Below are 22,937 nucleotides of genomic sequence, written 5' to 3'. Positions count from 1 at the left end.
AGACACCGCCACCCGTGCGCACCGTCAATCTTCAGCAGGCATGACGATGAACTGCTCCCACGCCCCCTTCGCGCCGGGATCGGCGTACGTCGATACGGCCAGCTTGCGATTGCCGAAAGTCGCAGTGAAGGTGCGGTTCACGAAGCCGCCGCGCAGCTTCGGCTTGCCCGCAGGCTCGAACGCGGTGAGCGGGCCGAGCGCGGCCAGACTCTCACGATAGTCCTTGCGGACGGACGCCGAGAAATAGTCGCGCGCGTGGGCGGTGAAGGCGGCGGGATCGAACTTGCCGGCGATCAGCGCCTCCAGTTGGGCGCGGGCGTCATCGGTGCGGGGCGCTTCGCCGCTGTCGAGCGGGAGATCGCGCGGCATCACGATATCGGCGATCGCAGTGGTGACCGATCCGGTCACCGCGCCGAAGTCCGCATTGGTCAGCACCACGATGGCGACATCGCTGTCCGGATAGATCGTGCTCTGCGACAGGAATCCAACCGATTCGCCGCCGTGGTTGATGATGCGCCGACCGTCAGCGGTCTTGGTGAAAACGCCCAGGCCATAGGAGGAATTGCTGCCGTCGGTGAGGATCGTGGGTGCTTCCTGCTCGTCCCAGTCGGCAGCAGACAACAGCGTGCGGTGCAGGCGGGCGATATCCCAGCGTGCAAGGTCGGATGCGGTCATGGAGATTTCGCCTGCCGCCCAGAGCCAGCCCGGCGCGGGCGGCGTGGCAGTCACCACCGGGCCCATCGCGTAACGGTGATAGCCTTGTGGGAAGCCGGGCTTGTTGGTGTCGTCCAGCTTCAGCGGATGCAGGCCGAGCGGTTGGAACAGCTCACGCTCGAACTGCGCCCACAGCGGCGCGCCGCCAGCCTTTTCGGCGATCAGGCCGGCGACGACATAGCCGGTGTTGGAATACTGCCAGCGCGTGCCGGGCTTGTAGTCCAACGGGGCCGTGGCCCAGCGCGCGACGATCTGTTCCGGCTTCACCGGCGTGCGCATGTCCGAGAAGAGGTAATCCTGTGGCCAGAAGTCGCGCAGGCCGGACGTGTGAGACAGCAACTGGCGGATCGTGATCTCGTCGCCGCCGGAAACCCCGGTCAGATACTTGGAAACCTTGTCGTCCAGCGAGAGCTTGCCCTGATCGCGCAGCTTGAGAATCAGCGCGCCCAGGAACTGCTTGGAATTCGATGCGATCTGATAGGGCTGGTTAGGCTTGGCGGGCATGCCGTCCGCCGCTTTGCCCCATGCCTTGGCCAGTACGATCTGGCCGCCGCGCGCCACGGCGATTTGCGCCGATGGCACGCCGCTATGTGCCAGCGCCTTGGTCACGGCCTCATCGATGGCCTTTTCCTGCGCCGGCGTCAGCGCGGCATTCGCTTCGGACGTGGCAGCCGGTGGAGCGGCAGTCTGGGCGGCTGCGATGGAGGGGGTGAGAACGAGGGCGCCGGCAGAGAGCAGGCTGGCAAGCAGGGTGCGATTCATGGCGCGACGCTACCGTCTGGTCGCGCGAATTCAATGCCGGGCCGCACGGAAGCGGGGCAAAAAGAAAGGGCCGATCCGAAGACCAGCCCGTGAAAGTTTTTGGGAGAGGATGCCTGAAAGGCCCGATCCTTATGCCGCCAGACACGCTTTGCTGCAAATGCGAAAAAATCGGCCATAATTGCATTTCATACAACACATCGCAGGTGCGAAGTGGCGGAAATGCGTGAACGGGGTTTGCCGCATTTGCATTTTTCCAGGTTCTGGGCGGTTTTTCATGCTGCCACTGCGTCGGGAATGGAGGCGGAAAGGCCTTCGCCGTCTCCGATCTTGCACGCGGTGTTCGGGATGCGGGAATGGCATCGCACACGCGTTGCGTGTGGCGGAGACAAAAAAGAAGGGCCGGTCCGAAGACCAGCCCCTTGGAAAGTTTTTGGGAGAGGATGCCTGAAAGGCCTGCTCCATATGCTCGCCGGACCGATTCTCCGCAAACGCGAAAAACTGGAGTGTAAGTGCAAGACGTGCAACTCATTCGGCGCGAGAGTGGCGGAAATGCGTTGAAGTGGTTTGAATGAATTGCATTTCTCCAGTCTTTTGACGGAGTAATGAATGATTCTGGCCACTGCTGTGGATGCGCCGAAAGATCGCGGGCGACGTTTCCCGGGGCGCGAACGGTTCGCTGACCATCCAGTCAGTCCATCTAAGTCGTCATCCCCGCGAAGGCGGGGATCCCGCTTCCTTCTGCGGTGCGTGGCGGAAGATTAGCGGGGCCCCCGCCTTCGCGGGGGCGACGGAATGTTTGGGGAAGCGTTCGTCGACTATAGGTGGTGGCGCTTTGTGGACCGGGCTGCAAGCGCATGAGTTCCACGCGCGCAAAACCAGCCTGGGCAGTTCGCGCACGCGTGCCGAAGGCAAAAAAGAAGGGCCGGTCCGAAGACCAGCCCCTTGGAAAGTTTTTGGGAGAGGATGCCTGAAAGGCCCGCTCCATATGCTGCTGCGACCGATTCTCCGCAAACGCGAAAAGATCGCCCTCGATTGCAAGACTTGCAATCGCAAGGCGCAGAACCGATCGGGCTCAGCCCTGCGTCAATGCGCCGTAGAGGTCGTGCTCGTCCGCATCTTCGACAAGAACGTCAACGATATCACCGACTTGCAGGCCGCCCACGTTGCGCAGGAAGACATTGCCGTCGATCTCGGGCGCGTCTGCCTGAGAGCGGGCGGTTGCACCGATTTCGCCATCTTCGTCCGGCTCGCCGACTTCGTCGATGATCACCGGGATCACGCGGCCGACCTTGGCTTGAAGCTTGGCGGCGCTGATCGCGGCGGTCTTTTCCATGATCCGGGCGTAGCGCTCTTCCTTCACCTCTTCCGGAACCGGATTCGGCAAGTTGTTGGCGGAAGCGCCCTCGACGGGTTCGAAGCGGAATGCACCCACGCGGTCGAGCTGGGCTTCGTCCAGCCAGTCCAGCAGGTACTGGAAGTCCGCCTCGGTCTCGCCGGGGAAGCCGACCACGAAGCTGGAGCGGATGGCGATATCCGGGCAGATTTCGCGCCACTTGTGCAGACGGTCGAGCACCTTGGCCTCGTTCGCCGGGCGCTTCATGGACTTCAGCACTGAAGGCGCCGCGTGCTGGAATGGAATGTCCAGGTACGGCGTCAGCAGGCCTTCCGCCATCAGCGGAATCACCGCGTCAACATGCGGGTAGGGATAGACATAGTGCAGGCGCACCCAAGGAGCGCGGCCTTGCGCATCCTTCAACTGGCCCAGTTCGCGGGCCAAGTCGGTCATGTGGGTGCGGACCTCATGGTCCTTCCACGTGCGCGTTTCATGCCGCACGTCCACGCCATAGGCCGAAGTGTCCTGGCTGATGACTAGCAGTTCGCGGGTTCCGGCCTGCACCAGCTTTTCCGCTTCGCGCAGTACCGCATCGATACGGCGGCTTGCCAGCTTTCCGCGCAGCGACGGAATGATGCAGAACGAGCACGCGTGGTTGCAGCCTTCCGAGATCTTCAGATAGCTGTAGTGGCGCGGCGTCAGCTTCACACCGGCTTCGTCGTAGATCTGCGGGATCAGGTCGACGTAAGGCGAAAGCTCAGGCGGGGCAGCGTCGTGCACGGCCTCCACCACGGCTTCGTACTGATGCGCGCCGGTTACGGCGAGCACGTCCGGGAAGCGGGCGCGGATCACGTCGGCCTCATTGCCCATGCAGCCGGTGACGATCACGCGGCCGTTTTCGGCAATGGCTTCACCGATTGCGGCCAGGCTCTCTTCCTTCGCGGAATCGAGGAAACCGCAAGTGTTGACGAGCACGACATCGGCGCCGGCATAGTCCGGGCTCATCGTATAGCCATCGGCGCGCAGGCGGGTGAGGATGCGTTCGGAGTCGACAAGCGCCTTGGGGCAGCCGAGGCTGACCATGCCGACCTTGGGCGGGGAGGGGATTTCAATAGCCATAGGAATGGCGCGCCCGATACGCTGATTGCGGCCGAGAGTCACGAAAAACGAATCATGGCCATCGTGATATGGCGAATCCGCGCCGCAAGTCGTTACATGACTTGCGCCTTTGCCGTCAGCCTGCGCAAGGGTGAACCTGTTGGAAAAAGGAATCGCAATGGGTCCGGTGAACTGGTTGGCCGTCGTTCTTGCAGCAGCGCTGGCCGTCGTGGTGGGATTCGTCTGGAACGGCCCGCCGTTCCAGGATGGCAGGCAGCTTTCTCCCGGCAAGTCAGCACGGGCGAGCAATTACGGGCTGGTGTGTCTGGTTTTCCTGATCAGCTCGATCATGCTGGGCCATAACTTCGCGCGCATTGGTGCCGAGACGCTGGCCGCGAAGCCCTGGCTCTATTTCATGCAGACCGGCGGAGTCGCCATCGCCTTCGTCATCCCCTCGGTCTGGCTGACCCATGTGCGCAATCGCATGGAGCCGATCCGCCGGGTGATGGACTGCCTTTTCTGGTTGGTCGCCTACCTGGCCATGGGGCTGGTGTTCTGGGCGCTATCCTGAGGTTTCTGCGTCCGATGGCGTGGTGGGGGTAATCTCCACCACCACGTCGCCGGCTTGCAGCGTTTTCGCATCGTCTTCCCAGAAGCCGATGCAGCGATTCCCGCGATAGATCCTGAGGCCGCGCCCGCCGCTGGCAAGGCGATCGAGGGGCTGGCCGATTTCGGATGGTTCGACCGGCCGTTCCACAAGTTGCACGCGCCCGGCTACCGAGGCGAGGTCGGACAGGTATTCGGCCACATGCTGCCCCTCAGCCGATCCCGCCAACAGGAGCCCGGTGAAGCGCACCGGATTGATCACATTGTTCGCCCCCGCCTGCCGCGCGAGCAGTTCGTTGTCGTCCGCGCGGATGACGACGGTGATCGGCACGTTCGGCGCGAGGTGGCGCGTGGTCAGCACGATCAGCACCGAGGTATCGTCACGCCCGGCGGAAACCAGCACAGTGCTGGCGGTACTAACGCGTACGGCTGTCTGGATCTCATCCCGCGTGGCGTCGCCCTGCAACACGTTGCAGCCCATGCCCTCTGCCTGCGAAAGCCGCGCCTGTGCGGGATCGACCACGACGATCCGCGCCGCATCGGTGCCGCGCTCGATCAGTTCCTTGACCGCTTCCGAACCGCTGACCCCGAAGCCGAGCACGACGATGTGGCCTTCAAGCCGTTCCTGGATGTGCTTCATGCGCCAGGTCTCCCAGCTTCGCTTGATGATGAAGTTGTAGGCGGTGCCCACGAAGATGGTGATCACCGCCAAGCGGATCGGCGTAACCAGCACCGCCTCGATCAGTCGGGCCCGATCGCTGACCGGGGCGATATCGCCAAAGCCCGTGGTGGTGATCGAGATCATCGTAAAGTAGACGACGTCGAGGAAGCTGACCTGCCCGTCATGCGTGTCGTTCAGGCCCGCCCGGTCGGACCAGTGGACCATGATGACGATGAAGATCAGCAGGAAGGCGCCGCCCAGTCGCAGCGCGACATCGGCCCAGACCGGAACCGCCAGCGAGCGGCGCAGCGGCCTGAACACCGCACGGACGGGGCGCTTTTTCGACATGCGCCGCGAAGCTTAGGGGGCCTTTGGCAACTCGTCCAGCGGGTCTACCGGCTTGCCGTCACGCCGCACTTCGAAGTGCAGTTCGTCGCCTTTCGCAAGGCCGGTCTTCCCGACCAGGCCCACGCGTTCGCCGGAGGCGACTTTCGCGCCTTCCTTCACGGTAATGCGGCTGAGGAAGGCATAGGCGGTGAACCATCCGTTGCCGTGATCGAGCACTACCAGATTGCCGAACTGCTGCTTTTCTGCGCCCGCGAACCTGACGGTGCCGGCAGCAGCGGCGCGGACCATCGTGCCCTCGGGCGCTTTGATGTCGATGCCGTCATGCGGATCGGTGCCGGCGGCGAAGGTGCGGCGCACCGGGCCGGAGACTGGCCAGAGGAAGCGGGTGGAGGCAGGTTTGGCGCCGGGTTTGGCCGCTGTGGCTGGTGCGGGCGTGGAGGCCGCAACCGACGCGGACTTCGCATCGACCAGGGTCGGGATCAGCAGCGACTGGCCGGGCTTGACCGGCGCTTCGGGATCGAGCCCGTTGGCAAGCGCGATCTGTTCCCACGGCACCGCGTACTTCATCGAGATCGAAAAGCCGGTGTCGCCGGCCTTCACCGTGTAGCGGCGGGTGCGCGGGATCTTCAATTGCTGGCCGGTGCGCACGGCGAACGGCGGCTGCAGTGCATTGGCCTCGATAATCAGCACGCGGGCCACTCCGGCGCGCTGGGCGATGCCGCCCAGCGTTTCGCCGGGCTCGACCACGTGGATTTCCTCGGTCTGGGCAGAGGCGGCCGCAGCCTTGCGCGCCACGGTCTGCGCGCGCGCGGCGGTGCGGGCTTCGGGCGTGGGTGTCGCGGTCGGTGTTGGTGTCGATGCGGGCTTGGCTGGCGTGGCAGGCTTTGCCGGCGTAGCCGATTTGCCCGGAGCGGCACGGGGGATCGTCAGCTTCTGGCCGGCCTTGACCACGTAAGGCTCTTTGAGGCCATTGGCCTTGACGATCGCACCGGCCGTTACGCCAGCCCGGTTGGCAATGCCGTTCAGCGTCTCTCCCTGCTCGACGACGTGGACCTTCTCGGTCGCCGTCGCGGCAAGCACGGGCGCACTAGCCAGCGCTAGCGTCGCAAGCAGGGGAAACGTACGAAGGATCATGCCGTGTAGCGGCTCGCGATCTGCGCCATCGAAGCGTCGTGCGTGAGATCCAGCTGAAGCGGCGTTACCGAGATATAGCCCTCGGCAATCGCTTCCAGATCGGTGTTGTGGCCCAGCGTGTGCTCAATGCCGTGCAGGCCGAACCAGAAGTAGGGGAACCCGCGCGGGTCCATGCCTTCGACCACCGAACCACGCGCATAGTCGTGGAAGCCCTGGCGGACCACGCGGATGCCCTTCACGTCGGCGGCAGCCACCGGCGGGAAGTTCACGTTGATCAGCGTGCGCGGCGCGAAGGGTGCGTCGAGCAGCGGCTTCAGCACCTTGGCGCCCCATTCCTCGGCAGCCGAGAAGCTGACGTTGTTGCCGTGCCCTTCGCCCGAATAGACCTGGCTCAGCGCGATCGAACGGATGCCCGCCAGCGCGCCTTCCATCGCGGCGGAGACGGTGCCCGAGTAGGTCACGTCATCGCCCAGGTTGGCACCGCGGTTGACGCCGGAGAGGATCAGGTCGGGCGGGCCGGGCAGGGCCTTCTTGATGCCCATCGTCACCGAATCGGTGGGCGTGCCGGTTACCGAGAAGCGCTTGGGCGCGTGTTCGCGCATGCGCACGGGACGGGTCAGCGTCAGCGAGTGGCCGGCGCCGGACTGTTCCTCGCTCGGCGCGCAGATCCAGATATCGTCCGAAAGCTGCGCGGCGATCTTTTCGAGAACGTAGAGGCCGGGGGCGTTGATGCCATCGTCGTTGGTGAGCAGGATACGCATCAGAAGCAGGGCTCCAGCTTTTCGATTCCGCCCATCCACGGCTTGAGCGCCTCTGGAACCAGCACCGAGCCGTCTTCCTGCTGGTAGTTCTCCAGCACGGCCACGAGCGTGCGGCCGACCGCGAGGCCGGAACCGTTGAGGGTGTGCAGGAACTCGGTCTTCTTCGAACCTTCCGGCTTGAAGCGCGCGTTCATGCGGCGGGCCTGATAGTCGCCGCAGTTCGAGATCGAGCTGATCTCGCGATAGGCGCTCTGGCCGGGCAGCCAGACTTCAAGGTCGAAGGTCTTGCGCGCGGTGGCGCCCATGTCGCCGGAGCAGAGCAGCACCTTGCGATAGGGCAGTGCCAGCGCCTGCAGGATGGATTCGGCGGCAGCGACCATCTTCTCGTGCTCTGCTTCCGACTGGTCGGGCTGGCAGACGGTGACGAGTTCGACCTTCTCGAACTGGTGCTGGCGGATGAACCCGCGCGTATCGCGGCCCGCCGCGCCGGCTTCCGAGCGGAAGCAGGGGGTGAGCGCGGTCATGCGCAGGGGCAGGGCTTCGAGATCGACGATCTCGTCCTGTACCGCGTTCGTCAGCGAGACTTCGGCGGTGGGGATCAGCCAGCGGCCATCGGTGGTCTTGAACAGGTCTTCGGCGAACTTGGGAAGCTGGCCGGTTCCGAACACGGCCTCATCCTTCACCAGCAGCGGGACGATGCATTCCATGTAGCCGTTGGTGGCGGTCTGCGTGTCCAGCATGAACTGCGCGAGGGCGCGGTGCAGGCGGGCCATCTGGCCCTTCAGGAACGTGAAGCGTGCGCCGGAAATCTTCGCACCGGTCTCGAAGTCGAGGCCGAGCGCCGGGCCAAGGTCCGCATGTTCCTTGGGCTCGAACGCGAAAGCGCCGGGGGTGCCCCACTTGGCGACTTCCAGGTTCTCGCTCTCGTCCGCGCCGTCCGGCACTTCGGCTACCGGGATGTTGGGCAGGCCGGCCAGGGCATTGTGAAGCTGGGCGGAAAGCTCCTTCTCCTCGGCTTCCAGTGCGGGGAGGGTGTCCTTCAACTGGGCGACTTCGGCCTTCAGTGCTTCGGCCGTGGCGGTGTCGCCCTGGCCCATGGCCTTGCCGATCGCCTTTGAGGCTTCGTTGCGGCGATTCTGCCCTTCCTGCATGCGCGTCGCGACCGAGCGGCGCTGCTCGTCGAGGGCGAGGATGTCAGCGGCCACGGGGGCAACCCCACGGCGGGCGAGGCCGGCGTCGAATCCTTCGGGATTCTCGCGGATCAGGCGGATATCGTGCATGGGCCGGGGCTATGCCGCCTCGCGCCCGCAGGCGCAAGATTGGGCGATACGCTTTGCGCCATTGTCGTTGCCGGGAGAGAGTTGTCCTTGCCGGGAGAGACGGTCTGGCCGCGCCATCCCCGGACTCTGCATTCGAAGAATAGCCTATAATAGGAAGGGTGCTTCTCATTAATTAGGAAAAAACCATTAAATTTCGGCAATATAACCTTTCGACAGTGTTGTTGATAATTCGTCGCAATCGAAGGCTCTGAACGCCGCCTATAACGTCCTTGGGGCCCGCAAAAGCAGGAACGGTTCCGGCTTACGTGGGCGGGATTGGGGTAAAAGCTATGGAATGGTTCAGAGCGAATGCACCTATTCGTCTTAAGTTGCTGATTTCATTCGGCAGCATGGTCGCATTGACTATGGCGAGCGGGCTGGCCGGCATGAATCTGGGCAGCGGCAAGGCCGGTTGGGCAGTCCTTGCGGCAACGGTAGTGGCGGCGGTTCTGGGATTTGCCTATCGCGAGGCCATCGCCGGGCCTTATGTCGCCACCGTCGTTCGCATGGAGGGCTTGGCTGCGGGCGATCTCGAAAGTCCGATCGAGTTCACGCATTTCCGTGACTGCGTGGGGCGCATGACGCAGGCGATGTTCCAGTTCCGCGCGACGGCGCAGGCAGAGATCGCCAAGGGCGGAGAGGCCCAGCGCAATGCCCAAGTGGTGCAGGGCATGGCGGTGAACTTTCGCCGCCTTTCCGATGGCGACCTGACGGCGGATATCGTCGAGGACTATCCCGGCGAATATGCGGCGCTGAAGGAGAGTTTCAACGATGCGCTCGGCAGTCTGCGCGGATTGCTGGGATCGGTGAAGTCCGGCACGCAGAACAGCCTCGTCGGATCGCGCGAGATCGCGCAGGCGTCGGAGGATCTGGCCCGGCGGACAGAGGCGAATGCTGCCAGCCTGGAGCAGACGGCGGCGGCGATCCAGCAGATCGATCATCGGCTGAAGGCGACGGCGGAGGCGGCGACACGATCGGTTTCGACGTCGGGGCAGGCGATGGATGCGGTGCATGAAGGTCGCACGCGTACGGACGCGGCGGTGGAGGCGATGAACCGCGTCAGCGAAAGCGCCAAGGGCATCGATGCCGTGATCGAAGGTCTCGACAAGATTGCCTTCCAGACGCGCGTCTTGGCGATGAACGCAGCGGTGGAGGCCGGTCGCGCCGGCGATGCAGGGCGCGGCTTTGCCGTGGTGGCCGATCTCGTTTCGGCGCTGGCGATGCGTGCCGAGGAAGAATCGAAGCGTGCGCGTGACCAGCTTGGTGTGACGCAAACCGATATCGAGGCGGCCGTGGAGGCCGTTCACAAGGTGGATTCGGCTTTCGGGGTGATCTCGGTCTCGGGCGAGGAAGTCACGCGCCTGGCCGGTCAGATCGCTGCCGACAACGACGCGCAGGCGGCTGCGATTGGCGAAATCAACGCGGCGGTGAGCGCGATGGACCATTCGACGCAGCAGAACGCGGCGATGGTGGAGCAGACGTCGGCGGCGGCGCGTAACCTCTCATCCGAAGTGGCGACGCTGGCGGCGGAGGCGGATCGCTTTCGCATGACGCCGGCACAGGTGGGCTTTCGCCCGACGCTGGTAAGTGGCCGCGTCTGATTTTCGATCCGTCGCGATGGCACGCACTGTCGCGACGGAGGCCGTCGCTTGCGTGCCGGAAGATCATTGATTTTCGGGATTTCCGCATGGACCATCTCTGGAAGAGATGGTGGGCGCGGCAGGGATTGAACCTGCGACCCCACCCGTGTGAAGGGTGTGCTCTACCACTGAGCTACGCGCCCGCCGGTCGGACTGTGTCCGCTGCGGAAGCGCGCCTCTAGATGAGTCGGATCGAATTGACAAGCGGTCATCTGGAATTAAATCGCGTGGCATGACCGAAGAGACCAAGACCGGCGCAGACGTGCCGCCCGACCACCTTGCCATCAACCCGAAGAGCCCGTTCTTCGATGAGGAAAAGCTGAAGCGCGGCGTCGGCATCCGCTTCAAGGGCACCGTGCGCACCAATGTCGAGGAATACTGCATTTCCGAAGGTTGGGTGCGTGTGCAGGCCGGCAAGACGCTGGATCGCAAGGGCAATCCGCTGACCGTCAAGCTCGCCGGTCCGGTCGAAGCCTGGTACGAAGACCTTGGCGAGGACGCGCCGGTCGCGAAGATCTGAATGCAGATCGGGCCGCAATCACGCGGCCCGGTTTCTTCAGCGACGATAGGTTCCGGCGATGATATCGCCGATGGGGTCGCTTCGGCGGCCCTTTTTCTTTGCCGGCGGCGGAGAAGGGGCAGGCGATTCGTCTGCCGCCGCAATGGCGTCGAGCCGCGCGCTGCCCACATCCTGCACGCTTCCCGGCCGGGCATTGTAGATGAAGCCTGAAACCGGCCAGTGCGTGGTGCCCAGGTTGTGGATCGGTGCGTACCAGACGCGCACTTCACTCCAGTCGTTCTGCGTCGAGACGTCCAGCACGGTGACGTTCTTCTCGATCTGGCCGCGCCGACCGTTGATGGGCGACCAATTGGAGTGGCTGACCAGGATCGTGCGCGAATCGACCACTTTGCTGACCGTCGCCACATGGCCGAGTTCGGAATTGGCGTAAGGCTCCATTGCCATCACCGCGCCGACGCGCGGCGTATGACCCGTGGCATAACGCCCACGTGCCTGCTGCCACCAGGTATGCGCGTCTCCGAAGATGCGGATGCCGGAAATCTGGCGCGCATAGGGCACGCATTCGAGATAATCTGGGCCTTTCGGCGCGTCCGAACCGCCGTCTATTCCGGCTTGAATATCGTCGATGGCGGCGCTGGCAGCGGCCGGATTGATAGCTGGTGCCGCCGCCGCAAGTGCGAGGCCCAGCATGATGAATCTGCGGTAACCCTTCATATTTGCCATGTTCGGCGGGCAGGGTTAGGGGCTTCCTGCATTATGTGGTTAACGGCGTGGTAACTATTTGAGCGCCGAAACCGCCGAAAACCGTGCCTTTTTGCAGGGTCATTTCCATTTGCGGCGAATTCCCCTATCGGCGCGAATCCTTTATCGAGTTCTTATATGCTTCCCCAGGTGATCATCATCGGCCGACCCAACGTCGGCAAGTCCACGCTGTTCAATCGGCTCGTCGGCAAAAAGCTTGCGCTTGTCGACGATCAGCCGGGCGTCACACGTGACCGTCGCTTCGGCGATGCGGAACTGCTGGGGCTTAAGTTCCAGATCGTCGACACTGCCGGTTGGGAGGATGACGAGGCGGAAACGCTGCCCGGCCGCATGCGCAAGCAGACCGAGGCCGCGCTGGAAACCGCCGACGTCGCCCTGTTCGTGGTGGACGCGCGTGCGGGCCTGACGCCGCTGGACGAAGAGATCGGCAACTGGCTGCGCGCCTCGCCGGTGCCGGTGATCCTGCTGGCCAACAAGGCTGAAGGCCGCGCGGGCGAGGGTGGTCTGCTCGAAGCCTATTCGCTGGGCCTTGGCGATCCGGTTGGCATCTCGGCCGAACATGGCGAAGGCATGGCAGATCTGTTCGAGGCGCTGCTGCCGCATCTCGACCCGCTTCAGCCCGAAGAGGATGAGTTCGAAGAACTGGACGAGGAAGCGCTGCTGCGTGCCCCGTTGAAGCTGGCGATCGTTGGCCGTCCGAACGCCGGCAAGTCCACGCTGATCAACAAGATCCTAGGACAGGATCGCCTGCTGACCGGGCCGGAAGCGGGCATCACCCGCGATTCGATCGCGATCGACTGGGAATGGACCGATCCCAAGACGGATGAAGTCCGCGAAGTCCGCCTGATCGACACTGCCGGCATGCGCAAGCGCGCCAACGTGACCGAAAAGCTGGAGCGTCTGGCCGTGGCCGACGCCCGCCATGCGATCGACTTTGCCGAAGTGGTCGTGCTGCTGCTCGACGCCACGCGCGGGTTGGAACATCAGGACCTGACCATCGCCTCCAAGGTGCTGGAGGAAGGCCGCGCGCTGATGATCGCGATCAACAAGTGGGACGTGGCCGAGGACGCTTCGAAGCTGTTCCAGGGCATTCGCGGCGCACTGGATGACGGTCTGGCCCAGGTCCGCGGCGTGCCGCTGCTGGCGGTGTCCGCACGCACGGGCAAGGGGCTGGACGAACTGATCGCCGCCGCTTTCTCGATCCGCGAGGCGTGGACCCGCCGCGTGCCGACTGCCGCGCTCAACCGCTGGTTCGACGATGCGCTTTCGGCCAATCCGCCGCCGGCGCCGGGCGGCAAGCGCATCAAGCTGCGCTACATCACCCAGGCCAAGACCCGCCCGCCGGGCTTCGTGCTGTTTGGCACGCGTCTCGACCTGCTGCCGGAGAGCTACAAGCGCTATCTGGTCAATGGCATCCGCCGCGAACTGGGCTTCGATGCGGTGCCGATCCGCCTGAACCTGCGCAGCGCGAAGAACCCGTTCGCCAAATAATAGGAAATGCCCGCAAGGGCGTTTCCCGAACGAAAAACGGCCCGCTGCCACATCTGGCAGCGGGCCGTTTTTGCGTCGGCAGCGAGTTTCCTTACGACGGATGCGCCGCCGTCTGTGCGCTGGCATCCCGCTGTTCGGTGGCTTCGTCTTCCTGCTCGATCGCATCCGGCTCGATCATGCCGTCGGCGCTGCGCATCTCGCGCATCAGCGTCCAGACCGAGATGAACAGGGCCGCGATCACCGGGCCGACGATGAAGCCGTTGAGCCCGAAGATCTGCAGGCCGGCCAGCGTGGCGATCAGCACCACGAAGTCCGGCAGGCGCGTGTCGCGGCCGACCAGGATCGGGCGCAGCAGGTTGTCGATCATGCCGATCACGAACATGCCGCAGAAGCCTAGCACCGCGCCTTGCCAGATGTGGCCGGTGGCCAGCAGGTAGAGCGCCATGGGCACCCAGACGAGGCCGGTGCCCACTGCTGGCAGCAGCGAGAAGAAGCCCATCAGCACGCCCCAGAGCAGCGATCCGGGGATGCCCAGCAGCGAGAAGATGATCCCGCCGACCAGGCCCTGAAGGATGGCGACGACCACCGTCCCCTTCATCGTCGCACGGACGACGACCACGAAATTGGTGACCAGCCTGTCGCGCAAGTGCGGGCGCAGCGGCATGGATTCGCGGATCAGCTCCCCATAGCGGCGCCCGTCGCGCAGCAGGAAGAAGGTGAGGTAGAGCATCACGCCCAGCGCGGCGAGGAAGCTGAGCGCACCCTGGCCCGCCGAAACGAGCCGCGTCGCCAATCCCTGCAAGCCGCTGGCGATCCCGGCGCCGAACTGGCGGCGGAGCGATTCGAAGTCGGCCAGGCCATAGCGATCGACCATTCCCTCGATCGAATCCGGCAGGGCGGTGCGTAGCTTGGCGATCATATGGCCGATATCGAGCTGGCCGGTGGCAATCTTGTCGTAGATCGCGCTCACTTCCTGCACCAGGCTGATGCCCAGCAGGATGGCGGGGATGATGAACAGCGCCAGCAGCATCAGCAGCATCAGGCCAGCGGCGGTGTTGGGCTTGCCGCCCATCTTCTGCGAAAGCCGGTGCGTCAGCGGTTCGAATAGAATCGCGGCAACCACGCCCCAGAGCACGGCGCCGAAGTAGGGCATCAGCAGCCATGCGAAGGCGGCCGATACGAGAATGACCAGAAATGCGAAGCCGTAGTCTTCGAGGCGGTAGGGGGGCTGGGAACGTGGACTATCCATGATCCTGTCTTAGCACGATTTCATATTGCGCCAGCCCGGATCGGGTGCGGGGTGGATTTTTTCGGGCAGCTAGGCAAGACAGAGCGCATCGGGCGGGCGGCGAACGGCTTTCCGCGCATCCGGAAAATGAATCTCAAAAAAGATAAACGGAGATCGCGTCTTGCGCACATCCCTCGCCACCAGATCCTTGCACTTACGCCTCGCAACGCTTGCGCTTGGCTGCGCCGTCGTTCCCCTTGCCCCCGCGCTGGCCGACGATGCCGGGACGCAGGGGCCTGAGCGGGCCTTCACGCCGGACGATCTGTTCAAGCTTTCCGGCGTCACCGATCCGCAGATTTCGCCGGACGGCAGCCGTATCGCCTATGTGCGTTCCAGCGCGGACGTGATGGTGGACAAGCAAGTGCCGTCGATCTGGCTGGTGGACGTGGCAAGCGGCGCGCAGCGTCCGCTGGTTGCCGGGCAGGGCGCGCATTTCTCGCCGGTATGGTCGCCGGATGGCAAGCGCCTGGCCTTTGTTTCCAGCGATGGTAGCGGCGCGCCGCAGCTCTACGTGTTGTGGCTGGATTCCGGCGCGAAGGTGCGCGTCACCGGTCTGCCCGACAGCCCCGGCAGCATCGCCTGGTCGCCGGACGGCCGCCAGATCGCCTATACCATGCGCGTTCCGGGGCAGGCCATGAAGCTGGGCTCCGCACCCGCCAACAAGCCAGAGGGCGCCAAGTGGGCGGATCCGCTGGAAGTGATCGACCGCGTGACCTACCGCGCGGACGGCGGCGGATATACGCAGCCGGGCTACGACCACGTGTTCCTCGTCTCCACCGATGGCGGCGCGCCGCGCCAGCTGACTTTCGGCGATTTCGACGATCAGGGTCCGCTCTCCTGGACCCCGGACGGCAAGCGCATCCTGTTCTCGGGCAATCGCAATGCCGACTGGCAGCGCGACATCAACAATTCGGAAGTCTACTCGCTGGATGTCGCCAGCGGTTCGGTAACGGCACTGACCACGCGCAAGGGGCCGGACAGCAATCCGCAAGTCTCGCCCGATGGCAGGCACGTCGCCTATCTCGGCTATGACGACGTCAACCGATCTTACGAGAATACCGAGCTTTACGTCATGAACATCGACGGTTCGGGCGTGAAGGCACTGACCGGCAAGTTCGACCATTCGATCGATTCGATCGCGTGGAGCGGCAATTCGACGGTGCTTGCCCAGTACGACGATCACGCGAAGACCTATGTGGCCCGCATTGGCCTCGACGGTTCCGTTCGTAACGTCGTCGATGGGCTGAGCCCGGGCAAAGGCTATGACCGCCCCTATACCGGCGGTGAGTTCTCGGTCTCCGGCAACGGGCGCATCGCCTATACCTCGGGCACGGCGTCGCGCCCGGCGGACCTCTGGGTGAGCACGGGCGGTGCGGGGCGCAAGCTGACCGACCTCAACGGCACCTGGATCGACGCCAAGGCCATGGCCCCGGTGCGCAAGCTGGCAGTGACCGCGCCCGATGGCCGTGCAATCGACGCCTGGCTGGTGACGCCGCCGGGCCTTGCCCCCGGCAAGCGCGCGCCGCTGATCCTGGAAATCCACGGGGGCCCCAACACGGCCTATGCGCCTGGCTTCGCCACCGATTACCAGCTCTACGCCGCGCACGGCTACGCGGTGCTCTACACCAATCCGCGTGGCAGCACGTCCTATGGCGAGGAATTCGCCAACCTGATCGACCGCGCCTATCCCGGCAAGGACTACGACGACCTGATGGCCGCCGTGGACGCGGCGATTGCCGATGGCGTGGCCGATCCCAACAACCTCTTCGTCACCGGCGGTTCGGGCGGCGGCGTGCTGACGGCGTGGATCGTCGGCAAGAACGATCGCTTCAAGGCGGCGGTGACGCAGAAGCCGGTGATCAACTGGATCAGCGAGGCGCTGACCATGGACGCGACCACGTTCACTTCGCGCTACTGGTTCGACAAGAAGCCCTGGGAAGACCCCATGGAATACTGGCGCCGTTCGCCGCTGAGCATCGTTGGCAACGTCAAGACGCCGACGATGGTCGTGGTGGGATCGGAAGACTACCGCACCCCGGTCAGCGAGGCGGAGCAGTATTACGCGGCCTTGCAGATCCGCGGCGTGCCTACTGCGCTGGTGAAGGTGCCCGGCGCCAGCCACGGCGGCATTGCTGCGCGGCCTTCGCAGTCTGCCGCCAAGGCTTCGGCGATCCTGGCGTGGTTCGACAAGTACCGCACCGACAAGGCGGCCTCGGCCGAAGCGCCTAAGGGCGAGTAAACGAAAGTTCGGCGGCGAGCTGGGCAACCAGTTCCGCCGCCGGCAATGGGCGGGACAGCGGCGCGCCCTGTCCTGCCCACTGTGCGCCGTAGAGGGGCTCGCCCTTGGCCTTGGCGGCGGCGTTCAGCGCCTTTCCTGCGTGATAAGTGCGCGGATAAGCGGGAACCGGTGGAATGTCCGTCCGCTCGCCAAGCTGCGTGAAACGGTTGGCAAGGCAGCGGGCAGGGCGGCCGGATATGGCGCGTGTCATCGTCGTGTGCCGGGCCGCATCCGAGGCAAGCAGAGCGCGGTAAGCGGCATCGGCATTGGTTTCCGGGCAGGCGACGAAAGCGGTACCCAGCTGTGCGGCTACGGCGCCAAGGTCCAATGCGGCGCGAATGCCGGCGCCGTCCATGATCCCGCCGGCGGCGATCACCGGCAGTTTGCCCCAGGCGACCAGCAGTCGTGTCAGCGCGAAAGTGCCGAGGCGGTCGTCAAGGGCATCCGGATCGAACATGCCGCGATGGCCGCCGGCTTCCCATCCTTGCGCGACCAGCACGTCGATCCCGGCCGCCAGCGAAAGCTCCGCTTCGGCCAAGCTGGTGACGCTGCCCAGTAGCACGCAACCTGCAGCCTTGAGCGCGGCGATCGTCGCGGCCTCAGGCAGCCCGAAATGAACGCTGACGACGGCCGGCTTCGTCTCCAGCACGACATCCCGCATCGCCGCGTTGCCGATAAAGCTGGGGTAGATCGTCTCCAGCGCGGCAGGCGGTTCGGCATCGTATTCGCGGAACAGGGGGGCGAGGGCATCCAGCCACGCCTGTTCGCCCGCTGGATCGGGCGCCAGCGTTTCGTGAACGAAAAGATTGAGGTTGAAGGGCCGGTCCGTGCGGCTTTTCAGCTCTGCGATCTGGCGGCGGGCCTCTTCGGGGCCGATGGCGCCAAGGGCGAGCGAGCCGAGCGCCCCAGCATTGCAGACTTCGGCGGCAAGGGCGGGCGTGGATGTGCCCGCCATTGGCGCCTGTACCAGCGGAACGGAAAGGCCGAAGCGCGCGAGAAAATCCATATTTGCCTGCGCGCCTCGTATCTTGCCGGTGTTCCGCTCAGTCTTCCGCCGGCTTGCTCTGCAGCTGGCAGTAGTTCTGGATGCCCATGCGCTCGATCATGTCGAACTGCTTTTCCAGGAAGTCCACGTGCTCTTCCTCGCTTTCGAGGATGCGCGCGAAGATTTCGCGGCTGACGTAGTCACGCACGGCTTCGCAGTGGGCGATGGCTTCGCGCAGCAGCGGAATCGCGTCGTGTTCCAGGGCGAGGTCGGCCTTCAGCACTTCCTCGACGCTTTCGCCGATGCGCAGCTTGCCCAGCGCCTGGAAATTGGGGAGGCCGTCCAGATAGAGGATGCGATCGGCCAGCACGTCGGCGTGCTTCATCTCGTCGATCGACTCGTGGCGCTCATACTCGGCCAGACGCTTGATGCCCCAGTTGTCGAGCATGCGGTAATGCAGCCAGTACTGGTTGATCGCGGTCAGCTCGTTGAAGAGAGCCTTGTTGAGAAAGTCGATGACCTGGGGGTCGCCCTTCATGGGGGGATGCTCCTGAAAATTTCAGGGCGCATTATGGGCGCGTATGCAAACGGGTGCAACCCGCGGAAGTCCCGCGAGTGTAACCTGTTAGTATGAGCGCGCCGTCAGGCGGCAGCGCTGAGTGGTGCGTCCAGTGCCGTCATCTCATCTGCAATGATATCCTCGGCGTCTTCGAGGCATTGTCCGCATTGCGGTGTCCGGCCGAGCGCGGCGTAGAGCGCATTGGCGTCTCCACGGCAGCAGCGCGCGGCGGTCCGCAGGTCGGTTTCCTTAATCGCATTGCAGATGCAAACGTACATGGGCGAATCCTCTTACAAGACCCATCATATGCAACTGCAAATGGATCGCAATAGCATTCTTTTCGCCCGAAAATCGGCCAAAAAACTCAGATAGATAGACTGCGCCGATTGGGCAGAAGGCGCTTTTCGACCAGCGAACGCCACACCAGTTCCAGCGGTCCGCGGCGGTATCGGCGCAGGAACGGCGCGCTCCAGGCCAGCATTACGGACCAGCCCAGCAGCACGAAAAGCCACTGTTCCGCCGCGCCGACCTTGCCGTAGAGGCTGAAGCCCCACCCGAAGAACAGCGCGCTCATCATCAGGCTGGTGCCGATGTAGTTGCTGAACGCCATCTGCCCGCAGGCCACGAGTCGCCGGCCCGCGCCAGTGCGCAGCAGGGCAGGGGCGGCCGCCAGCACCAGCGCGCCATAACCCAGCGCCGTAACGAAGTGCGCCGGCATCAGCCCCTTGCCCAGCATCACGTACATCGCGATCGGCGGAAAATGGCGCGGCCATGCCCATCCGAGGGCCAGCGCCGTCACCGCAAGTCCCACCCCGGTAGCTGCCACACCGATGGTCAGGAGCTTTCGGCGGGGCACTGCGCCTTCCGCCAGCCCCTTGCGCTGGAGAACCAGGCCCACGAGCATCAGCGGGATCACCTCGCTCCAGGCGTGGAGCGTCATCGTCACCAGCCAGAACGGATCGTCTTGCAGCTTGGTGGCGGCAATGTTCCAGAAACCCGCATGATAGAGCTGCGACTGCGCCGCCGCCGCTTCGCGGTACTGCGCGAGTCGGTCGGCAACGTCGTGCCGCTCGGCCAGGGTGGCGATGCCGAGGCGGACGGCTTCCTCCGCGCGCAGCAGCGGCAGGGTAGCGGTCAGATTGACGATGGCGGCGGTCAACGCGATTCCCGCCGCCAGTCCCAGCAGCACCGCGCAGGGCTGGCGTCGCACGAACAGCACGGCCAGGCCGCAGGTGGCATAGACGAACAGGATGTCGCCCCACCACAGCAGCAGATAGTGTAACTGACCCAGCAGCATCAGCCAGGCAAGGCGGCGGACCTGCAGGACGTCTCCATCGCGCCCGGCGGCATCCATCCGCTCGCAATAGAGCGCGATTCCCGCACCGAACAGCATGGCGAACAGCGCACGCATCTTGCCTTCGAAGAACAGGAACCCGAAGGCATAGCCCCATTCGTCGGCATGGCTGGCGTGCATCGCAAAGCCGGGGGAGGCCGATCCGACCGCCGGCCCCGCAAATCCCGATATGTTGATGGCAAGGATGCCCAGAACGGCGATCCCGCGAATGAGGTCAAGCGTTTCGAGCCGGTCGACAGCATTCGCCGCGCCGGTCGCCTCGAAATCGTAGTGGACCTCGCGGGCGTTATCGCCCGTCAATGCCTTCGGCATAGCCCCTGTCTCCCAAAGGGGAGGCTATGCCTGCGACTCGCCGGAGTCCATGGAAATACGCGCGGGGAGAAGGGGATGGCCGGGCCATCGCCCCGACGCTTGCGTCAGGCCGGCATTTCGGCGGGCCTGACTTGGGTGGCTCTACTTGGGCGGCGTAGCGATGCATTCGTGGCCGGCGGACTTCAGCGCGGCGCAGGCCTTGTCCGCTTCCGTCTTGCTGGCGAAGCCGGTGGCGTAAAGGAATGTCAGCGGGCCGCCGCGCACTTGTTCGCGGCGGCTGCCGGAAAGTTCGGGCCGCTTCGACAGACTGGACCAGAGCTTGTCGGCATTAGCGGCCACGCCGAAAGCGCCGAGTTGCAGGCGCCAACCGCCTGCCTTTGCAGGGGCTGGGACAGAAGCGGCCACAGGCGGCTTCGCGGCGGAAACCGCCTTCGGTGGTGCCGGCTTGGCGACGGCAAGCTTGGCCGGCTGCGATGGAGGAGCGCTCACGGTCGGCATCGTTTCGACGATCACCGGCTTTTTCGGCGTGGCGACCGTCGGCCTGACGATCGCGGGGGCGGGGCGTGCGTAGTCTGCGCCGGCGGTTGCGGGCCCACTGTCGACGGCCGATTCGCGGGCCAATTGCGGGCGATTCGGCGCGGGCGCGGTACCGCCCAGCGAAGCCGATGCATCGATGCGGGTACGCGCGGCGTCCGCTTCGGCGGCTAGCTTGGTGGCCAGCGGCACACTTTCCTGCCGTTGTTCCAGCGGAATATGCTCGTCCATCTGGGCCAGCGCGCGCGTGGCCTGCGGCAAGCCGGCCTGCTGGGCTAGGCTGACGAGGGCATAGGCGCGCACCCAATCCTTTTCGGCAAGGTCACCGTTGAAGCAGGCGACGCCCAATATGTACTGCGCCCGCGCATCGCCGCGCCCGGCAGCGGCGGCGATATAGGGCATGGCCTTCTCCCGCTCTCCGCGCTGGAACAGCAGCAGGCCGTAGTTGTCAGCCGCCTGCACATGCCCCTGCGACGCGGCCTTGCCGTAAAGCGTTTCCGCGCGGCCAAGGTCCAGCGGCACGCCGCGCCCCATCTTGTAGGCCTGCGCCAGATTGAATTCGGCATCGGCATCGCCCTTGTCGGCCAGGGGCTGCCACTGCTTCACCGCGGCTTCGTATTTCCCGTCCGACCAGGCATCGACTCCGGCCTTCACATCGGCGGCGGCGGGCGCCGGAATCAGCACGCTGGCCGCACAAAGCATGCAGCCGGCGACGCCACTGGTGGAAAGGAAACGAAGAATATTCTGCATCTTGATCCCGCCCCGATGGCCCTCCCGGTTGGATGGCATGCTATGCGAAGATTGACGGATGGCACCAGCCCAAGCGCGGGACAATACGGGCGACTGCCGAAAATCGCCCTTAACCGGCATGGTAAACAATTTCCTGACGCAACAGTGGCATGAAAGCATGGACGCAGGAAGGCTGCGCCCGGGGATGCAGGCTACGTAATTAACTCTAAATTAGGAACGATCTGCGATCCCAGCCCTCAGACAGGTTCACATTCCTAGCGGAATACTCAGGGGACAGGGCTTTGCGAGTACTGGCATTGGCATCGCAGAAGGGCGGCTCGGGCAAGACCACGCTCTCGGGACATCTTGCCGTCCAGGCGCAGCGCGTTGGCGCAGGGCCGGTCGTGCTGATCGACATCGATCCGCAGGGCTCGCTGGCCGACTGGTGGAACGAGCGTGAGGCCGAACTGCCTGCCTTCGCCCAGACCACCGTGGCGCGACTCGCCGCCGATCTCCAGGTGCTGCGCCAGCAGGGCTTCAAGCTCGCCGTGATCGACACGCCGCCGGCCATCACCATGGCGATCCAGAGCGTGATCTCGGTTGCCGAACTGATCGTCATCCCGACCCGCCCCAGCCCGCACGATCTGCGCGCCGTGGGGGCCACGGTCGACTTGTGCGAACGTTCGGGCAAGCCGCTGCTGTTCGTCGTCAATGCCGCCACGCCCAAGGCGCGAATCACTGCAGAGGCCGCCGTCGCGCTGTCGCAGCACGGCACCGTTGCCCCGGTGACGCTGCACCAGCGCACCGACTTTGCCGCCTCGATGATCGACGGCCGCACGGTGATGGAAGTCGATCCCAACGGCCGTTCCTCGCAGGAAGTGGCGGCGCTGTGGAACTACATTTCCGATCGTCTTGAAAAGAACTTCCGCCGCACCGTGTTCTCGGCCCCGCCGGTTCCGGGGCAGCCGGTGATCCAGGGTGCCCAGCGCCCGGTCGGTGGCTTCGGCCGCCGCGTCGCGGGGTCCTGACCATGTCCGGCGCGATGAGCGAACCCCGTACATTCGCGTCGCTTTCGCCGAGCCTGCTGGCCCGCAAGGGCAGCGCCAAGCCGGCGATGCGCCGCCAGGACAATGCCTCCTTCGGCATGAGCGGCATGCGCGCGGAGCCCGCCCCGATCGACGATCTGGGCTGGAACGATTGGGGCGCCCCCGAACAGGCGGCGACAACGCCCGTCGTCGCGGCGGTCGAGACGCCGGCGCCGGAAGCTATGCCGGCTCCTGTAATCGTCGCCGACGCAATACCGTTCGAGCAGCAGGTTCTTGAGGAAGACGCTTCCGAAGCGGACCAGCTTGACGAAATGCAGGCCACGGTGGGCCAATGGGCTGCCGAGGGTCAGTGGGCGGATGAAGAGGGCGAAGACGGTTCCACCGATGCGCCGATGGCCTCGCTCTCGCCCGAAATGCCCGCTTTCGCGCCGCGCAAGCCGGACGTTCTGCGCCAGATCGAGAATCTGGCAGAGCGCATCAACCGCACGGCCGCGCCGGTGCGGGCGATGGTTCCCGAAGGCCGCCGGGCCGCGTTCACGCTGCGCCTGGATGCCGAACGCCATTTCCGTCTCAAGATGGCAGGCGTGCTGCTCAATCGCAGCGCCCAGACCATCGTGACCGAAGCGCTGGACAAGTATCTCGCCGAATTCGCCGACGTTTCGGGCCCGGGCCGCATGGCCGCGAAGCGCAGCTGATCTGTCCT

20 protein-coding genes and 1 tRNA gene are annotated in these 22,937 nt (G+C 64.8%); 7 read left to right on the top strand and 14 right to left on the bottom strand.

Features of this window, described 5'->3' with window-relative positions:
• Nucleotides 1–24: 24 nt before the first annotated feature.
• Nucleotides 25–1,476 (bottom strand): serine hydrolase domain-containing protein, encoded by a 1,452-nt coding sequence (locus tag WBP07_RS09720; protein WP_395390822.1) that lies wholly within the window; start codon nt 1,474–1,476, stop codon nt 25–27.
• Nucleotides 1,477–2,548: 1,072 nt separating this feature from the next.
• Nucleotides 2,549–3,928 carry a 30S ribosomal protein S12 methylthiotransferase RimO gene (rimO, locus tag WBP07_RS09715; RefSeq protein ID WP_395390821.1) on the bottom strand — a complete coding sequence of 460 codons (1,380 nt, stop codon included), beginning with the start codon at nt 3,926–3,928 and terminating at the stop codon, nt 2,549–2,551.
• A gap of 157 nt (nt 3,929–4,085) precedes the next feature.
• Between rimO and WBP07_RS09710 the strand changes: the two genes are divergently transcribed.
• Nucleotides 4,086–4,478 (top strand): DUF1761 domain-containing protein, encoded by a 393-nt coding sequence (locus WBP07_RS09710; protein WP_395390820.1) that lies wholly within the window; start codon nt 4,086–4,088, stop codon nt 4,476–4,478.
• Here WBP07_RS09710 and WBP07_RS09705 read toward each other — a convergent pair.
• The 4 genes from WBP07_RS09705 to serS are packed head-to-tail and all read right to left on the bottom strand — an operon-like array spanning nt 4,470 to nt 8,697.
• Nucleotides 4,470–5,522 (bottom strand): potassium channel family protein, encoded by a 1,053-nt coding sequence (locus tag WBP07_RS09705; protein ID WP_395390819.1) that lies wholly within the window; start codon nt 5,520–5,522, stop codon nt 4,470–4,472. The genes WBP07_RS09710 and WBP07_RS09705 overlap by 9 nt on opposite strands.
• Nucleotides 5,523–5,534: 12 nt before the next feature.
• Complete coding sequence (locus WBP07_RS09700; RefSeq protein ID WP_395390818.1) at nt 5,535–6,656, bottom strand: LysM peptidoglycan-binding domain-containing protein; 1,122 nt, start codon at nt 6,654–6,656, stop codon at nt 5,535–5,537.
• Complete coding sequence (gene surE / locus WBP07_RS09695; protein ID WP_395390817.1) at nt 6,653–7,417, bottom strand: 5'/3'-nucleotidase SurE; 765 nt, start codon at nt 7,415–7,417, stop codon at nt 6,653–6,655. Before surE ends, WBP07_RS09700 begins: the two co-directional genes overlap by 4 nt.
• A complete protein-coding gene (gene serS / locus WBP07_RS09690; RefSeq protein ID WP_395390815.1) occupies nt 7,417–8,697 on the bottom strand; it encodes a serine--tRNA ligase in 1,281 nt (426 codons plus the stop codon). The genes surE and serS overlap by 1 nt, the downstream gene beginning before the upstream one ends.
• Nucleotides 8,698–9,086: 389 nt before the next feature.
• Between serS and WBP07_RS09685 the strand changes: the two genes are divergently transcribed.
• Nucleotides 9,087–10,337 (top strand): methyl-accepting chemotaxis protein, encoded by a 1,251-nt coding sequence (locus tag WBP07_RS09685; protein WP_395390814.1) that lies wholly within the window; start codon nt 9,087–9,089, stop codon nt 10,335–10,337.
• Between the two features lie 107 nt (nt 10,338–10,444).
• Here the strand turns inward: WBP07_RS09685 and WBP07_RS09680 are convergent.
• Nucleotides 10,445–10,519 (bottom strand) — tRNA-Val (locus tag WBP07_RS09680).
• 89 nt (nt 10,520–10,608) lie between these two features.
• Between WBP07_RS09680 and WBP07_RS09675 the strand changes: the two genes are divergently transcribed.
• Nucleotides 10,609–10,896, top strand: coding sequence for a DUF3297 family protein (locus tag WBP07_RS09675; protein WP_395390813.1), 288 nt, complete (start codon nt 10,609–10,611; stop codon nt 10,894–10,896).
• A 36-nt stretch (nt 10,897–10,932) separates the two neighbouring features.
• Here the strand turns inward: WBP07_RS09675 and WBP07_RS09670 are convergent, their stop codons facing one another.
• A complete protein-coding gene (locus WBP07_RS09670) occupies nt 10,933–11,586 on the bottom strand; it encodes a CHAP domain-containing protein (RefSeq protein WP_395390812.1) in 654 nt (217 codons plus the stop codon).
• A gap of 189 nt (nt 11,587–11,775) precedes the next feature.
• Between WBP07_RS09670 and der the strand changes: the two genes are divergently transcribed.
• Entirely contained in the window at nt 11,776–13,149 is a 1,374-nt protein-coding gene (gene der, locus WBP07_RS09665) for a ribosome biogenesis GTPase Der (RefSeq protein WP_395390811.1), read from the top strand.
• Between the two features lie 91 nt (nt 13,150–13,240).
• On the opposite strand, the gene WBP07_RS09660 is transcribed toward der, so the two are convergent.
• Nucleotides 13,241–14,398, bottom strand: coding sequence for an AI-2E family transporter (locus tag WBP07_RS09660; RefSeq protein ID WP_395390810.1), 1,158 nt, complete (start codon nt 14,396–14,398; stop codon nt 13,241–13,243).
• Between the two features lie 160 nt (nt 14,399–14,558).
• Here WBP07_RS09660 and WBP07_RS09655 point away from each other — a divergent pair, with 160 nt between their 5' ends.
• The gene (locus WBP07_RS09655; protein ID WP_395390809.1) at nt 14,559–16,676 is read left to right on the top strand and encodes a prolyl oligopeptidase family serine peptidase; all 2,118 of its coding nucleotides are present in this window, start codon (nt 14,559–14,561) and stop codon (nt 16,674–16,676) included.
• On the opposite strand, the gene WBP07_RS09650 is transcribed toward WBP07_RS09655, so the two are convergent.
• The 5 genes from WBP07_RS09650 to WBP07_RS09630 form a co-directional block, all read right to left on the bottom strand.
• Nucleotides 16,663–17,721: an NAD(P)H-dependent flavin oxidoreductase gene (locus WBP07_RS09650; RefSeq protein WP_395390808.1), complete on the bottom strand. Its 1,059-nt coding sequence runs from the start codon at nt 17,719–17,721 to the stop codon at nt 16,663–16,665. The two genes, WBP07_RS09655 and WBP07_RS09650, sit on opposite strands and share 14 nt — an antisense overlap.
• A gap of 37 nt (nt 17,722–17,758) precedes the next feature.
• Nucleotides 17,759–18,238, bottom strand: a complete 480-nt coding sequence (gene bfr, locus WBP07_RS09645) for a bacterioferritin (protein ID WP_395390807.1) — start codon at nt 18,236–18,238, stop codon at nt 17,759–17,761.
• A gap of 104 nt (nt 18,239–18,342) precedes the next feature.
• Nucleotides 18,343–18,537, bottom strand: coding sequence for a bacterioferritin-associated ferredoxin (locus WBP07_RS09640; RefSeq protein WP_395331532.1), 195 nt, complete (start codon nt 18,535–18,537; stop codon nt 18,343–18,345).
• Between the two features lie 86 nt (nt 18,538–18,623).
• The gene (locus WBP07_RS09635) at nt 18,624–19,925 is read right to left on the bottom strand and encodes a DUF418 domain-containing protein (protein ID WP_395390806.1); all 1,302 of its coding nucleotides are present in this window, start codon (nt 19,923–19,925) and stop codon (nt 18,624–18,626) included.
• A gap of 141 nt (nt 19,926–20,066) precedes the next feature.
• Nucleotides 20,067–21,209 carry an SPOR domain-containing protein gene (locus WBP07_RS09630; RefSeq protein WP_395390805.1) on the bottom strand — a complete coding sequence of 381 codons (1,143 nt, stop codon included), beginning with the start codon at nt 21,207–21,209 and terminating at the stop codon, nt 20,067–20,069.
• Nucleotides 21,210–21,490: 281 nt separating this feature from the next.
• Between WBP07_RS09630 and WBP07_RS09625 the strand changes: the two genes are divergently transcribed.
• Together WBP07_RS09625 and WBP07_RS09620 are read left to right on the top strand one after the other, a co-directional pair.
• Nucleotides 21,491–22,216 (top strand): AAA family ATPase, encoded by a 726-nt coding sequence (locus WBP07_RS09625; RefSeq protein WP_395331538.1) that lies wholly within the window; start codon nt 21,491–21,493, stop codon nt 22,214–22,216.
• A gap of 14 nt (nt 22,217–22,230) precedes the next feature.
• Nucleotides 22,231–22,929, top strand: a complete 699-nt coding sequence (locus WBP07_RS09620) for a hypothetical protein (RefSeq protein ID WP_395390804.1) — start codon at nt 22,231–22,233, stop codon at nt 22,927–22,929.
• The last annotated feature ends 8 nt before the right edge of the window (nt 22,930–22,937 follow it).

Source organism: Novosphingobium oxfordense, assembly GCF_044029435.1.
GTDB lineage: Bacteria > Pseudomonadota > Alphaproteobacteria > Sphingomonadales > Sphingomonadaceae > Novosphingobium.
The sequence above is the reverse complement of the archived record's forward strand: the minus strand, read 5'-3'. Positions and strand labels throughout refer to the sequence as shown.